General features: G+C 67.9%; 13 protein-coding genes. 10 read left to right on the top strand and 3 right to left on the bottom strand.

Features of this window, described 5'->3' with window-relative positions; translation table 11 throughout:
* Positions 1 to 32 precede the first annotated feature (32 nt).
* From OG474_RS45255 to OG474_RS45235, 5 genes are all read left to right on the top strand, one after another.
* Entirely contained in the window at positions 33 to 722 is a 690-nt protein-coding gene (locus OG474_RS45255) for an MBL fold metallo-hydrolase (RefSeq protein WP_405059891.1), read from the top strand.
* The gene (hisS, locus tag OG474_RS45250; protein WP_405059890.1) at positions 719 to 2,071 is read left to right on the top strand and encodes a histidine--tRNA ligase; all 1,353 of its coding nucleotides are present in this window, start codon (positions 719 to 721) and stop codon (positions 2,069 to 2,071) included. The genes OG474_RS45255 and hisS overlap by 4 nt, the downstream gene beginning before the upstream one ends.
* Positions 2,068 to 3,843 carry an aspartate--tRNA ligase gene (aspS, locus tag OG474_RS45245; RefSeq protein ID WP_405059889.1) on the top strand — a complete coding sequence of 592 codons (1,776 nt, stop codon included), beginning with the start codon at positions 2,068 to 2,070 and terminating at the stop codon, positions 3,841 to 3,843. The genes hisS and aspS overlap by 4 nt, the downstream gene beginning before the upstream one ends.
* 76 nt (positions 3,844 to 3,919) lie before the next feature.
* Positions 3,920 to 4,867 carry a glycoside hydrolase family 19 protein gene (locus tag OG474_RS45240; protein WP_405059888.1) on the top strand — a complete coding sequence of 316 codons (948 nt, stop codon included), beginning with the start codon at positions 3,920 to 3,922 and terminating at the stop codon, positions 4,865 to 4,867.
* A 124-nt stretch (positions 4,868 to 4,991) separates the two neighbouring features.
* Positions 4,992 to 5,945, top strand: a complete 954-nt coding sequence (locus OG474_RS45235) for a glycoside hydrolase family 19 protein (RefSeq protein WP_405059887.1) — start codon at positions 4,992 to 4,994, stop codon at positions 5,943 to 5,945.
* A 56-nt stretch (positions 5,946 to 6,001) separates the two neighbouring features.
* Here OG474_RS45235 and OG474_RS45230 read toward each other — a convergent pair whose 3' ends face one another.
* From OG474_RS45230 to OG474_RS45220, 3 genes are read right to left on the bottom strand one after another with little or no spacing between them, the layout of a single operon-like run.
* Positions 6,002 to 6,850: a hypothetical protein gene (locus OG474_RS45230; protein WP_405059886.1), complete on the bottom strand. Its 849-nt coding sequence runs from the start codon at positions 6,848 to 6,850 to the stop codon at positions 6,002 to 6,004.
* Positions 6,847 to 7,443, bottom strand: a complete 597-nt coding sequence (locus OG474_RS45225; protein WP_405059885.1) for an RNA polymerase sigma factor — start codon at positions 7,441 to 7,443, stop codon at positions 6,847 to 6,849. Before OG474_RS45225 ends, OG474_RS45230 begins: the two co-directional genes overlap by 4 nt.
* Positions 7,444 to 7,483: 40 nt before the next feature.
* On the bottom strand, positions 7,484 to 8,155 hold the full coding sequence (locus OG474_RS45220; RefSeq protein ID WP_405059884.1) for a class I SAM-dependent methyltransferase: 672 nt from the start codon (positions 8,153 to 8,155) through the stop codon (positions 7,484 to 7,486).
* A 73-nt stretch (positions 8,156 to 8,228) separates the two neighbouring features.
* On the opposite strand from OG474_RS45220, the gene OG474_RS45215 reads away from it, so the two are divergent.
* The 5 genes from OG474_RS45215 to OG474_RS45195 all read left to right on the top strand — a co-directional run bounded on the left by OG474_RS45215 (position 8,229) and on the right by OG474_RS45195 (position 13,002).
* Positions 8,229 to 8,540 carry a helix-turn-helix domain-containing protein gene (locus OG474_RS45215; RefSeq protein ID WP_405059883.1) on the top strand — a complete coding sequence of 104 codons (312 nt, stop codon included), beginning with the start codon at positions 8,229 to 8,231 and terminating at the stop codon, positions 8,538 to 8,540.
* Positions 8,537 to 8,965, top strand: a complete 429-nt coding sequence (locus tag OG474_RS45210) for a VOC family protein (protein ID WP_405059882.1) — start codon at positions 8,537 to 8,539, stop codon at positions 8,963 to 8,965. Before OG474_RS45215 ends, OG474_RS45210 begins: the two co-directional genes overlap by 4 nt.
* Positions 8,966 to 9,602: 637 nt before the next feature.
* Entirely contained in the window at positions 9,603 to 10,502 is a 900-nt protein-coding gene (locus OG474_RS45205) for a hypothetical protein (protein ID WP_405059881.1), read from the top strand.
* On the top strand, positions 10,499 to 10,852 hold the full coding sequence (locus OG474_RS45200) for a GntR family transcriptional regulator (protein WP_405059880.1): 354 nt from the start codon (positions 10,499 to 10,501) through the stop codon (positions 10,850 to 10,852). The genes OG474_RS45205 and OG474_RS45200 overlap by 4 nt, the downstream gene beginning before the upstream one ends.
* A gap of 131 nt (positions 10,853 to 10,983) precedes the next feature.
* A complete protein-coding gene (locus OG474_RS45195) occupies positions 10,984 to 13,002 on the top strand; it encodes a GxGYxYP domain-containing protein (protein WP_405059879.1) in 2,019 nt (672 codons plus the stop codon).
* Positions 13,003 to 13,026 lie beyond the last annotated feature (24 nt).

Here is a 13,026-nt window from a genome sequence, read left to right as displayed (position 1 = left end):
GTGGTCCAGCAGTAATTCCAGGAAGGTCTGTCGTGCTCATCGCCGGGTTCCCCGCAGGATCGTGGGGTACGAACTGCTACGTCGTCGCCACCGGCCAGGGCGCGGAGTGCATCGTCATCGACCCGGGGCAGGACGCCACCGCCGGGGTCGAGCAGGTGGTCCGGGAGAACAAGCTGAAGCCGGTCGCCGTGCTGCTCACCCACGGTCACATCGACCACATGTTCTCGGTGCTCCCGGTCTGCGGCACGTACGACGCGACCGCCTGGATCCACCCCGACGACCGGCACCTGCTGGCCGACCCGATGGCCGGCGTCAGCCCGGAGACGGCGGCGATGCTGCTCGGCGGGAAGCACGAGTTCGCCGAGCCGGACGACGTCGCCGAGCTCAAGGACGGGCTCTCGCTGGAGCTGGCCGGGCTCAACCTCACCGTCGACCACACTCCGGGGCACACGCGCGGGTCGGTCACCTTCACGACGCCGTACCTGGGCCCGGAGGATGTGCCCGCGGTGCTCTTCTCCGGTGACGTGTTGTTCGCCGGGTCGATCGGCCGGACGGATCTGCCTGGCGGCGACCATCCGGCGATGCTGCATACGTTGGCCACCAAGATCCTGCCGATGAGCGACGAGATCGTCGTCCTGCCGGGTCATGGTGGCCAGACCACGATCGGCCGGGAAAAGGCGACCAACCCCTACTTGCAGGACCTGGAGATACCGAAACTATGAGTGGCAAGGCGACCCCTCTCAGCGGGTTCCCCGAATTCCTTCCGTCCGACCGGATCGTCGAGCTGGAGTTCCTCGACACCATCCGGGAGACATTCGAGCTGCACGGCTTCGCGTCGATCGAGACCCGCGCGGTCGAGCCGGTCGAGCGGTTGTCCAACCAGGGCGAGGACGCCGACAAGGAGATCTACGGGGTACGACGCCTCGCGGCCGGCGACGGTGAAGACGCCTCGCTCGGACTGCACTTCGACCTGACGGTGCCGTTCGCCCGCTACGTGCTGGAGCACGGCGGCAAGCTGGCCTTCCCGTTCCGCCGCTACCAGATCCAGAAGGTCTGGCGGGGCGAGCGTCCGCAGGAAGGCCGCTACCGCGAGTTCACCCAGGCCGACATCGACATCGTGAACGCCGGTGAGCTGCCGAACCACTACGAGGTCGAGCTGCCGCTGGTGATGGCGGACGCGCTGCGCAAGCTGCCGGTGCCCGAGTTCGTGATCAAGGTCAACAACCGCAAGATCCCTGAAGGCTTCTACCGCGGGCTCGGTCTGGACGACGTCGCGACGGTGCTCCGGATCGTCGACAAGCTCGACAAGATCGGTCCGGAGAAGGTGATCGAGCGCCTGGTCGAGTCCGGTGCGACCGACAAGCAGGCACAGCTAGCGGTTCAGCTAGCCGACATCTCCAGCTCGGATGCGTCGTTCGTCGAGCAGGTCCGGGCGCTCGGGGTCGAGCACCCGACGCTGGACGAGGGGCTCGAGCAGCTCAGCCAGGTGATGGCAGCTGCCGCCGAGCACGCGCCCGGTCTGCTGGAGGCCGATCTGCGGATCGCCCGCGGCCTCGACTACTACACCGGCGCGGTTTACGAGATCTACCTGGTCGGCCAGGAGTCGTTCGGCGCGATCGGTGGCGGAGGCCGGTACGACGCACTCGCGTCGGACGGCAAGACGACGTACCCGGGTGTGGGGATCTCGATCGGTGTCTCGCGGCTGGTGCACCGGCTGGTGTCGCAGGGGCTGCTCAAGGGCAGCCGCAGTACGCCGACCGCGGTGCTGGTCGCGTTGAACGCGGAGGAGGACCGGGCCGAGGCGATGCGGACGGCGGCGCTGTTGCGGGGCCGGGGGATTCCGGTCGAGGTGGCGCCGGCGGCGGCGAAGTTCGGCAAGCAGATCAAGTTCGCCGACCGGCGCGGGATCCCGTTCGTGCTGTTCAGTACCGAGAACGGTCCCGAGATCAAGGACATTCGCAGTGGCGAGCAGACGCCCGCCGACCCGGCCACCTGGACACCTCCGGCGGCCGACGTACGACCAAGCATCGACACTGTACAAATCAAAAACCCCACTCAGGAGAACTCGTGATCCGTACCCATTCCGCAGGCTCGTTGCGTGCTGAGCACGCCGGCCAGACCGTCACGCTGGCCGGCTGGGTCGCGCGGCGGCGTGATCACGGCGGCGTGGCGTTCATCGACCTGCGCGACTCGAGTGGCACCGTCCAGGTCGTCATCCGCGACGAGGAGGTCGCGGGGCCGCTGCGGTCCGAGTTCTGCCTGAAGATCGTCGGCGAGGTGAACGCGCGGCCCGAGGGCAACGCGAACCCGAACCTGCCGACCGGCGCGATCGAGGTCATCGCGACCGACGTCGAGGTGCTGAACTCGGCCGACCCGCTGCCGTTCCCGGTCGAGGAGCACCACGCGACGCCGGTGAACGAAGAGGTCCGGCTCAAGTACCGCTACCTCGACCTGCGCCGGCAGGGTCCGGGTGCGGCCTTGCGGCTGCGCAGCCAGGTGAACAAGGCGGCCCGCGACGTACTGGCGAACCACGACTTCGTCGAGATCGAGACGCCGACGCTGACCAAGTCGACGCCGGAAGGCGCGCGTGACTTCCTCGTCCCGGCTCGCCTGCAGCCGGGTTCGTGGTACGCGTTGCCGCAGTCGCCGCAGCTGTTCAAGCAGCTGCTGATGGTGGCCGGCATGGAGCGGTACTACCAGATCGCGCGCTGCTACCGCGACGAGGACTTCCGCGCCGACCGGCAGCCGGAGTTCACCCAGCTCGACATCGAGATGAGCTTCGTCGACCAGGACGACATCATCGCGCTGGCCGAAGAGGTCCTGGCCGCGCTGTGGAGGCTGGTCGGGTACGACGTCCAGACCCCGATCCCGCGGATGACGTATGCCGAGGCGATGGCGCGGTTCGGCTCCGACAAGCCCGACCTGCGGATGGGCCTCGAGCTGGTCGAGTGCACCGACTACTTCAAGGACACCCCGTTCCGGGTCTTCCAGGCCCAGTACGTCGGTGCGGTCGTGATGCCGGGCGGTGCGGACCAGCCGCGTAAGCAGCTGGACGCCTGGCAGGAGTGGGCGAAGCAGCGTGGCGCCAAGGGTCTCGCCTATGTGCTCGTCGGTCAGGACGGCGAGCTGGGCGGACCGGTCGCCAAGAACCTGTCCGAGGAAGAGCGCGCGGGGCTGGCCGACCACGTCGGCGCGAAGCCGGGCGACTGCATCTTCTTCGCCGCGGGCCCGGTCAAGTCGTCGCGGGCGCTGCTGGGCGCGGCCCGGCTGGAGATCGGCCGCCGCGGTGGCCTGATCGACGAGTCGGCCTGGTCGTTCCTGTGGGTCGTCGACGCGCCGCTGTTCGAGCCGGCCGACGAGGCGACCGCCGCCGGTGACGTCGCGGTGGGTTCGGGTGCCTGGACGGCCGTCCACCACGCCTTCACCTCCCCGAAGCCGGACTCGATGGACAGCTTCGACACCGACCCGGGCTCGGCGCTGGCCTACGCGTACGACATCGTCTGCAACGGCAACGAGATCGGTGGTGGGTCGATCCGTATCCACCGCGAAGACGTGCAGAAGCGGGTCTTCAAGGTGATGGGCCTGACCGACGAGGAGGCGACCGAGAAGTTCGGCTTCCTGCTCGACGCGTTCAAGTTCGGCGCGCCGCCGCACGGCGGGATCGCGTTCGGCTGGGACCGGATCACCGCGCTGCTGGCCGGCACCGAGTCGATCCGCGACGTGATCGCGTTCCCGAAGTCCGGCGGTGGGTTCGACCCGCTGACCGCGGCCCCGGCGCCGATCACGCCCGCGCAGCGCAAGGAAGCCGGCGTGGACGCCAAGCCGGAAGAGAAGAAGAGCTGACGTTGCGTACTTGAGCAACGCCCTGGCGGCGGTGGGACGGTGAAGCCATTCATCTCCTTCCGCCCCAGGAGTGCTCATGCTCAAACGTGTCCTCGCGTCCGCCGTCGCTGTCGCCGCCGCGAGTTTCGCGGTCACGGTCCCGGCGTACGCCGTGGCCTTCCAGACCACCGCGACCAATCTGAACATCCGGTCCGACGCTTTTCTGTCGGCCGGCGTCGTGAAGGTGCTGGCCGGACCGACCTCGGTCGAGGTGGACTGCCAGAAGGCCGGTGACTCGGTCACCGTTGCCTCCCGTACGACGACCTGGTGGGCGCATCTGCCCGCACATGGCGGCTATGCCACAGTCGCGTACATCGACACCCCGGGCGCGAAGCTTCCCGGCGTACCGGACTGTCCGCAGGATCCGCCGCAGACCGGTGACGTGACGCTGGCCGACGTACAGGCGATGTTCGGCACCCGGATCGCCAACCCGTCGCTCGTCCAGACCGGCCTGCCGTCGCTCAACCAGGCGATGCGGGACGCGCAGATCAACACCCCGCGGCGCAAGGCCGCGTTCCTCGCGACGCTGGTGCACGAGTCGCGGCTCGAGTACAACATCCGCGAGATCGGCGACACGCGCCTGTACGGCGGTCGCGGGTACATCCAGCTGACCGGTGACTTCAACTACGGACCGGCCGGTCAGTGGCTCGGTGTCGACCTGCTCGGCAACCCGGAGCTGGCTCGGGACCTCCGGTACAGCGCCAAGATCGCCCGCTGGTACTGGACGGTCGCGCGCAACATCAACCCGTACGCCGACAACCTGGACATGGGCCGCGTCAACGCGGCGATCGGCTACCCGGCCGGTGCCGAGGACACTCGCCGGTGCGACTCGTTCAAGAACGCGCTGCGCTACCTCACCGGCTCGGTGCCGGCCGGCGTGAAGTGCACCCGCCCGGCGAAGACGGCCGGTGACACCAGCGAGCTCAACCGGACCGAGTTCGACGCTTTGGCCAAGGCACCTGGGGCTCCCGGCACCGTCGGCTGATCGCAAACAATTCGGCCTCGCCCGAAGGGGTTGTGGGCAGGCGGGATCTGGTGGAAAGTAACCGGCAAGTGTGGCTTGCAGGAAATATCTCACCAGATCCCGCCCTCCGCCCCAGGAGCCCCTCATGCTTCTTCGCAGACTCACTACTCTCTTCGCCGGACTCGGCATCGTCGCCGCCGGCCTGGTCGCCGCGACGCCGGCCCAGGCCACCGGCTTCCGGACCTTCGGCAGCGGCGTCAACGTCCGCGCCGACGCCTACCTCTCGTCGGCCGTCGTCACGACGCTGCCCGGCCCGACCAACATCGAGGTCGACTGCCAGAAACACGGCGACCGCGTCACCATCGACGAAGGCACCAGCGAGTGGTGGGCGCATGTGCCCGCGCTCGGCGGGTACGTGACAGTCGTGTACGTCGCGATCCCCGAGGACAAGCTGCCGGGTGTTCCCGAGTGCGGTGGCAATCCGAACCCGCCGGCGGGTGACATCACCCTGGCCGACGTCCAGGCCATGTTCGGCAGCCGGATCGCGAACCCGAGCATCGTGCAGCAGGGCCTCCCGTCGCTGAACCAGGCCATGCGCGACGCCCAGATCAACACGCCGTACCGCAAGGCCGCCTTCCTGGCCACGCTGGTGCACGAGTCCCGGCTCGAGTACAACATCCGCGAGATCGGCGACACCCGCCCGTACGGCGGCCGCGGCTACATCCAGTTGACCGGCGACTTCAACTACCGGCCTGCTGGTCAGTGGCTCGGTGTCGACCTGATCGCCAACCCTGAGCTGGCTCGCGACATCCGGTACAGCGCGCAGATCGCCCGCTGGTACTGGACCGTGGCCCGCAACATCAACCCGTACGCCGACCAGCTGAAGATGGGCCGCGTCAACGCAGCCATCGGCTACCCGGCCGGCGCCGAAGACCAGCGCCGCTGCGACACCTTCCGCACCGCCATCGCCTACCTCACCGGCCAGCCGGCCCCCGCCGTCAACTGCAGCCGCACCGCCAAGACGATGGGCGACACCTCCAAGCTCACCCGCGCCCAGTTCGAAGCAGCAGTCAACGAAGGCACCCCCGGCCTCGGCTGACCCCCCGAACCACCCCGCGACCCGGCCGGACCCCCCGAGGGCCCGGCCGGTTCGTGTCATCGGTCGTAGGTCTTGGACCAGATCTGCTTCCCGGACTTGTCGAACGCCCGTACGTCGAGCACCGCCCGCGGGCGCTCTTTCGGGGACCCGGGCAGGGTGCCGGCGAGGTAGCCCACATGGTCGACCACCTTGACCGAGTACCACGACGAGACAGCGTCGACCCCGCGAATCCTGAACTGCACGCTCGCGACGCCGGCCGTGGCACGGAAGTCGTAGCTGGCGTATACGGCGATCCCAGGGGTGGTGCTCTCCCCCCAGCCCCAGCTGCTCCCCGAGACGACCGTCTCCCCTTCGTACATCTTGTCGAGGTCGCCGGCGCGTCCCCACCACGTGACGTTCGTGTCCGAGCAGACGAACACGACGGCCTGGGGAGTCTCGAACGACTGCAACAGCACTCTGCCGCCGGGCACTCTCGGGTCTTTGATCCACCGGGCGGAGCGGACCGTCGAAGTGTTCGCGAACTCCGGCTTCTGCCAGTCCGAGAGCCCGTCGTGCGGGCCGTTGTGGGTCAGGCATTCGCGAGCCGCTGCCTGCCGATCCGCCTCGCTGGCCGGGCCGAGGTCGACGTACTCGACCTTTGAGGCCTTCGCCGGTGTCTGGATGACGGTCGTCGGCCGGGCGGCGGGTTGCAGCGGCTCGCTGCGGTTCTGGTCGCCGAGGCCGCTGAGGCCGATCGCGATCGCGCAGATCGCCGCGGCGACCGGTACACCGGCGAGAAACGGGAGCCAGCGGCGGTTCGGGCGGGGGCGGAAGGCTTTGTAGGCGCCGCGGACTGCGTTGCGGCGCAGGGTTTCGGCGTACTCGGGGTCCAGCTCTTCGACTGGTGGGGGAGTGGTGAGGTTCATCGGGGGTCCTCCAGCAGGGCGGGCAGGCGGCGGCGGGCCCGGGAGAGGCGGGCCTTGACGGTGCCTTCGGCGACCCCGAGGACCGCTGCGGCGTCGGCGAGCGTCAGCTCTGCCCAATAGACCAGCTCGACGGTCTCGCGCTCGTGGGCCGGAAGGGCAGACAGAGCTGCCCTAACGGCCTGGATGTGTTTCTCGGAGTCGACTCGGGCGGCGACCGCCTCGGAGTGGTCCGGGTGGTGCAGCGGCGCGGGCTGGCGCAGCAGGAACTGCGCCAACCGGCGCCTGGACCGGACGCTGTTGCGTAGCTCGTTCCGAGCGATCGCCAGCAGCCATGGCTTCGCGCTGCTGTGCTGCAGCGGTCCCAGGTCCGAGGCGCTGAACTGCTTCCATGCGGTCATGAACGTCGCCTGGACCGCGTCATCGGCGTACGCGTAAGAGCCGGTGTGGCGCACCGCGTAGGCATGGACGGCAGCGGCGTACCGGCTGAACAGCTCCCCGAGCGCCTCTGGTTCCTGGCGGCGCAGGGCTTCCCAGAGGTAGTCGTCGCGGGCCTCAGGCGGAGGGTGGTCCACCCGCGGCGAAGTCATCGTCATACCCCCTAGGGTCCGCAGCCGCGGGGCAGGTTGCCACCGGTTAGATCGGGCGGGCGCGCACCCAGCTGGTGTCCGGTGTGAGGTACTCCGCCAGGCGCAGCCCCGCTTGGTTGAGCTGACCGGCCAGCTGCTCCTCGGTGAGGTTCTGAGTGAGGACGCGCTGCGACCACGTCCGACCGCCGCGGGTGTGCGTCAGCGTAGCGGCGACCCGGTTGCCGGGCAGGTGCTCCACGTCGGAGATCTCCATCCGGCTGCGTTCAGTCTCCAGTACGACGGGTTTGGCCAGCTGGGAAGGCAGCTGCTGCTGGAGCAGCACCGAGCCGCCCGGGCGGACGTGGTGCGCGCAGGTCTGGAGCAGGCGCAGCCGCTCCGCGTCGTCGGCGACGTTGATCAGGTACGACATCATCAGTACGACGTCGAACCGCCGACCGAGCCGCAGTTCGCCGATGGTCGCCTGGATCGTCTCGGTCTCCGGGATGTGCGCGAGCATGCCGGCGGACTCGTCCACCGCGACCACCTGGTGTCCCAGAGCCAGCAAGGGCCGGGTGATCCGGCCGGTGCCGCTGCCCAGCTCGAGAATGCTGCTCTTCGGATCGATCGCCGCGTCGATCAACTCGTCCTCGCCATGCGCCCCCGCCTGCTCGTACATCTCGATCGCGCTGCCGTCCGGGGTCTGCGCGCCCGGCCCGCTCCCACCTTGTCCGACTCTCATGCTCCCAGTCTTTCAGCCACCAGAAGTGTTTCGGGCAGCACCGAAAGTTCCCTCCGGGTACTAGGCTCGGTGGATGGCGAACGGCGTACCGGTGGAGTTGCTGGCGCACCTGCGCCGTGCCCGAGACGTTGCCGACCGCAACTATGCCGAGCCGCTCGACCTGGCCGGGCTGGTCGGCTTCAGCAGCCTGGGCACGTTCTCCCGGCGCTTCCGTGAACTCGTCGGGGTGACACCAACGGCGTACCAGCGCACGCAGGCCGGTGCTCGCGTTCCGGGATGTTTCGTGTTCATGCTGGGCTTGAACTCCGCAATTCCGGAGAAGCAGCCAGGCTGGTCCGGGCCCTACGGTCTTCGTGACGACACTCATCACAAGGAGACACCGTGATCACCAACGTGCACCTGGTCACCATCTATGTCCACGACATCGACGAGGCCAAGGCGTTCTACACCGACAAACTGGGCTTCACCCTGAAGAACGACGTCACCCTCAGCGAAGACTTCCGCTGGGTCACCGTCCACCAGCCCGACCACCCCGAACTCGAACTCGCCCTCATGCTCCCCGGCCCACCCATGGACCCCGAGTCCGCCGAAGCCATCCGCCGCATCGTCGCCAAAGGCATGATGCACGGCATCGGCATCGCCACCGACGACTGCCACAAGACCTTCGCCGACCTGAAAGCCAAAGGCGTCGACCACATCCAGGAACCCTCCGACCGCCCGTACGGCGTAGAAGCCGTCCTCCGCGACTGCTCCGGCAACTGGCTGGTCCTGGTAGAACAAAAGCCCTACACCCCAGCCGACTTCGCCTAACGTCCGAAGAACCCGCAGGCGTGGTCTCCGTTTCTTCGGACGTTAGCCACGGCTGTTCCTAACGTCCGAAGGACCTGCGGGCGTGGTCTCCGTTTCTTCGGACGTTAGCCACGGCTGTTCCTAACGTCCGAAGGACCTGCGGGCGTGGTCTCCGTTTCTTCGGACGTTACGTGCGGTTGCTCGGGTTGTGGCCGGTTCACGGATGATCGCTGCCGCTCGGTGGCAGTAGATCTCCGTGGATCTCGGTGCCTAGCCAGGGAAATCGGGGCGGGGCGAGCGGTCAACCGTCGCGGCGGGTCAGGTGGTAGGCCTCGGGACTGGCGGCCGCAACCGTAGCCCGTCGGCCGTAGGCGACGGGGAACCTTGGTCGCCGAGCTCGCCATCCGGGCCAGCCATAGGCGACCTCAGCCACCCGCTTCAGGAACCGGCCGCAGCGGCGACCAGCCACCGCCTACCGGACCGGCCGGATACAAACCGACCGGGACCGCGCGTACCTACTGGGGATCGGGAACACACCTGGCAAGGTGTCCCAGGTTCCCACGTCGCCTAGGAGGTCTGCCGGCGGGGATGAGACCGCGTGCTTGACTTCGATTGTTTGTATCAATACATTTGGTACAAACGACGGAGGGAGTGGGCGATGTACGTGATCTTGGGGGTCATGGTCGTCACGATGGTGGTGTTGTGGTCACAGCGGGGGAAGGTTGCGGAGTCTGAGGTACGGCGGTTGGTGGGGCGGGGTGGGTTGCCGGCCGAGGTGGAGTTGGTGGCGTCGGCGACCGAGTGGTTCCGGCAGCGGCAGACGATTCTGGTGCTGGGGATTCTGGCGGGGACCGTGGCGGCCGGGGTGGCGTTGTTCGTGGCTGATGCGGTGTCCGGTGGGGAGCTGCAGCTCGGGCCGGCGTTCGGGGAGGAGTCGTTCGAGTTCACGGTGGATCTGCGCTTGCTGGCGTGGTTCCTGGCGATCACGGCTGCTTGTGGTGGGGTTGCGACCTTGCTGCACGGGTATCGGGCGGTGCGGCTCGCGCGGGTCGAGGGGCCGCGGTCGGCGGCGTTGCGGCCGCGCAAGCTGGGCGACTACCTGAACCCGATCGAGATCGCGATCTATTACGTGATTGTCGCGGTGCCGTTGATCTGCATCGGTCTTGGCGTGGTGGTGCTCGGCAGTGCCGATCATCCGCAGCGCGGTTGGGTGCTGGTCGCCAGCGGTGGGATCGCGGTGCTGATGTGGGGCGGTGGGTTGCTGCTCCAGCGGCTCGCGTTGGGCGTCAGCCAGGCGTCGGGGCGTCCGGAGCAGCTGTTGTGGCAGGAGGCGTTGCGGGCGGCGACTCTGCGAGACATCGGTACGGCGATGATCACGACGAGCTGGTTGCTCGGGGCAGCGGTGCCCGCGTCGTTCACCTGGCCGTCGGATGTGCCGGGTTCGTTCACCTGGATGGGGCTCGGGCTGTTTATGGCGGCGTTGGCGCTGAGCATGCTGGCCAGTGCGGTCGCCTACAGCCCATGGGGGCTACAGCGGGTACGGCGGGTTGTCGGGTGATCATCTCGGTGGACCCGGCGGGTGCCAAGCCGCCGTACGAGCAGGTGAAGGAACAGATCGACGGGCTGATCCGGCGGGGGGAGCTGGCGCAGGGGACGCGGTTGCCGACCGTGCGGCAATTGGCGGGAGATCTGGGGCTGGCGGTCAACACCGTGGCGCGGGCCTACAAGGAGCTGGAAGCAGATCGGATGATCGAGACGCGGGGGCGGAACGGGACCTTCGTGCTCGCGTCCCGCAGTCACGTCGACGACGAGGAGACGCGGGCGGCGGCGACGATGCTCGCGCGGGCGGCCCGCCGGGCCGGGATCAGCCTGCCGGAAGCGACCGAGATCCTTCGCCAGGCCTGGTAGAGATCCGATCATTCGGAAACGATTCCAACCACTTCCGGTCAACGATGTAACGAGGCCTGTACACGCTCTCACGGGGTTGCTACTGTCCGGCCAGATTTGACATCGATGTCAGCGACAGGGGAGTGGTCACGATGGTCTCGAGACGAACGTTCCTGGCGGGCAGCGGTGCGGTGACGGCAGGCGGGATCGGACTGGTCCCGGCGCTGACAACCACTGCAAACGCTGCACCATCGACGTCCGGCAGCCCCGCCCGGCTGCTGCCGGCCTTCAACCGCCCGAAGCACCTGCACTACGGCGATGCGAGCAAACTCAGCGGCCAGGACCAGACCCTGCTGACAACGTTGCAAGGCATCGTCAACCGCGCCCGGCCCGAGCTGTACTTCCTCTACGACACAGGCACCCAGAGCACGCCGGACACCAAGTGGCTGACCGACATGCACCTGCCGACGACGCTCTACAAGAACCCGCTCGACCTGGTCGCGAAGTACCGGCACCGGGTCCGCGGTGCGATCGTCTACGACCCCGCCGTACCGGACTCGCTCAACGTGGCCACCACGCTGGCCGGTCTGGAGGACTGCGTCGTCGCGGATGCCGCGCAGGCGAAGGCGTACGGCCTGAAGATCGTGAAGGACCTGCGGGGGAAGTTCGACGACGACCGGGTGAAGACCTACCGGTGGCAGCTCGACAACCTGTTCCCGCGCGTGACCCACAAGCTGCTCGCCGGGCTGCCGCCGACCCGGGTGGTCGCGGTGGAAAACGTGCAGTGGAAGGAGATCGCCCGCGAGACCCGCCAGATCCGGGACTCGTCCAACCGCGGCAACTACGACCTCGACGTCTCCGCCAAGCTCGGTGCGGGCAAGGTCTACGTCCGCTGGCAGGACTCGTTCGGTGACGACGGCTGGGGACCGTCGGTCTCCGAGGTGTGGGTGAAGGCGAACGGCGTCGAGATCGCGCACTTCAAGCCGGGCACTCCGGAGGAGGCGCAGTACCTCTTCGACGGCGCCAACTCGAGCATCGGCGGCGAGGCCAACCGCTTCAGCGACGGCGGCGGCTACTACATCTACGCCTTCGACCCACCCGCCGGTACGACGTCCCTCGTGGTGACCGTGACCATGTGGAACCAGTACCTGGTGTCGATCACCGACACCGCCCCGACGCGGATCGAACCGTTCGCGTACTTCCGGGACTACGTGGTGGCCACGAAGGCCCTGGTGAGCTGGCTGCCACCTGGTGGAGCTACCGGCGCACTGCTGTCCGAACACTTCGCCAAGTGGCCGACGCCGGCGCCGTACATGGGCTGGTTCGCGAACGACGTCTCTGGTGAGTGGGACGGCGTGGACCTCGCCTCCAAGGGCGGATCGCCCGTCATAGCGGCCGACTTCTACATGAACGGCACTGTGCACGCCGGCTTCACCGCACCGATCTCGGAGAAGGTCCGTCCGGTCCGGCGGATCAACAAGCCGAAGAACAAGGTCTATCTGACGCTGACCTTCGGTGAGGGCGACAACATCCAGTACTGCCAGCGCCACATGCGCGATCTGTGGGACGACCCGAAGCGCGGCGACGCACCGGCGAACTGGACGATCAGTCCGATGTTGCTGGAGACCGGTCCGGGTTTGTTCAGCCACTTCCAGCGGACTGCCACGGCCAACGACCTCCTGGTCTGCGGACCGTCCGGAGCGGGCTACACCTACCCCGGCTCGTGGGTGCCGAGCGACTTCACCCAGTTCCTCAAGCTGACCGGCTCACAACTGCGCCGTACCGGCATGGATCAGGTGTACTCGTACAGCCACCGTGAGAACGACAAGTGGGTGGTGCTGTCGGAGGAGATCGCCAGAGGCTTCGCCAAGTACACGCCACTGAAAGGCATCATGCAGACCTGGGACGGCGACCTGCTCGCGGTCCGCCAGGGCGGTCTGCCGATTGCCGGTCAGTGGGGCGCTCCGGGCAAGGCGGGCGAGTACAAGACCGCACTGGACGCCCAGGTCGCCAAGTGGGACGGCACCAAGCCGCTGTTCATTTCCGGCGGCATCAACGCCTGGAACTGGACGCCGTCCGACATCTCCGAGCTGGCGGCTCTGCTGGACGACCGGTACGAGCTGGTGCTGGCCAATGCGTTCTTCGACCTGATGGGGCGCGTACTGCCGTAAATCCGTTGCGGTGGTGGGACACGA

Origin of the sequence: Kribbella sp. NBC_01505 (assembly GCF_045040285.1) — a bacterium.
In the GTDB taxonomy this organism is placed as follows: domain Bacteria; phylum Actinomycetota; class Actinomycetes; order Propionibacteriales; family Kribbellaceae; genus Kribbella.
Note: the sequence above shows the minus strand (reverse complement) of the source record. Positions and strands in the feature narration are given on the sequence as shown.

Excerpts from the sequence above, each read along its gene's own strand:
- OG474_RS45230 (WP_405059886.1), bottom strand. The coding sequence starts at position 6,850 with ATGAACCTCACCACTCCCCCACCAGTCGAAGAGCTGGACCCCGAGTAC.
- OG474_RS45225 (WP_405059885.1), bottom strand. The coding sequence starts at position 7,443 with ATGACGATGACTTCGCCGCGGGTGGACCACCCTCCGCCTGAGGCCCGC.
- OG474_RS45195 (WP_405059879.1), top strand. The coding sequence starts at position 10,984 with ATGGTCTCGAGACGAACGTTCCTGGCGGGCAGCGGTGCGGTGACGGCA.
- OG474_RS45215 (WP_405059883.1), top strand. The coding sequence starts at position 8,229 with ATGGCGAACGGCGTACCGGTGGAGTTGCTGGCGCACCTGCGCCGTGCC.
- hisS (WP_405059890.1), top strand. The coding sequence starts at position 719 with ATGAGTGGCAAGGCGACCCCTCTCAGCGGGTTCCCCGAATTCCTTCCG.
- OG474_RS45235 (WP_405059887.1), top strand. The coding sequence starts at position 4,992 with ATGCTTCTTCGCAGACTCACTACTCTCTTCGCCGGACTCGGCATCGTC.
- OG474_RS45205 (WP_405059881.1), top strand. The coding sequence starts at position 9,603 with ATGTACGTGATCTTGGGGGTCATGGTCGTCACGATGGTGGTGTTGTGG.
- OG474_RS45240 (WP_405059888.1), top strand. The coding sequence starts at position 3,920 with ATGCTCAAACGTGTCCTCGCGTCCGCCGTCGCTGTCGCCGCCGCGAGT.
- OG474_RS45220 (WP_405059884.1), bottom strand. The coding sequence starts at position 8,155 with ATGAGAGTCGGACAAGGTGGGAGCGGGCCGGGCGCGCAGACCCCGGAC.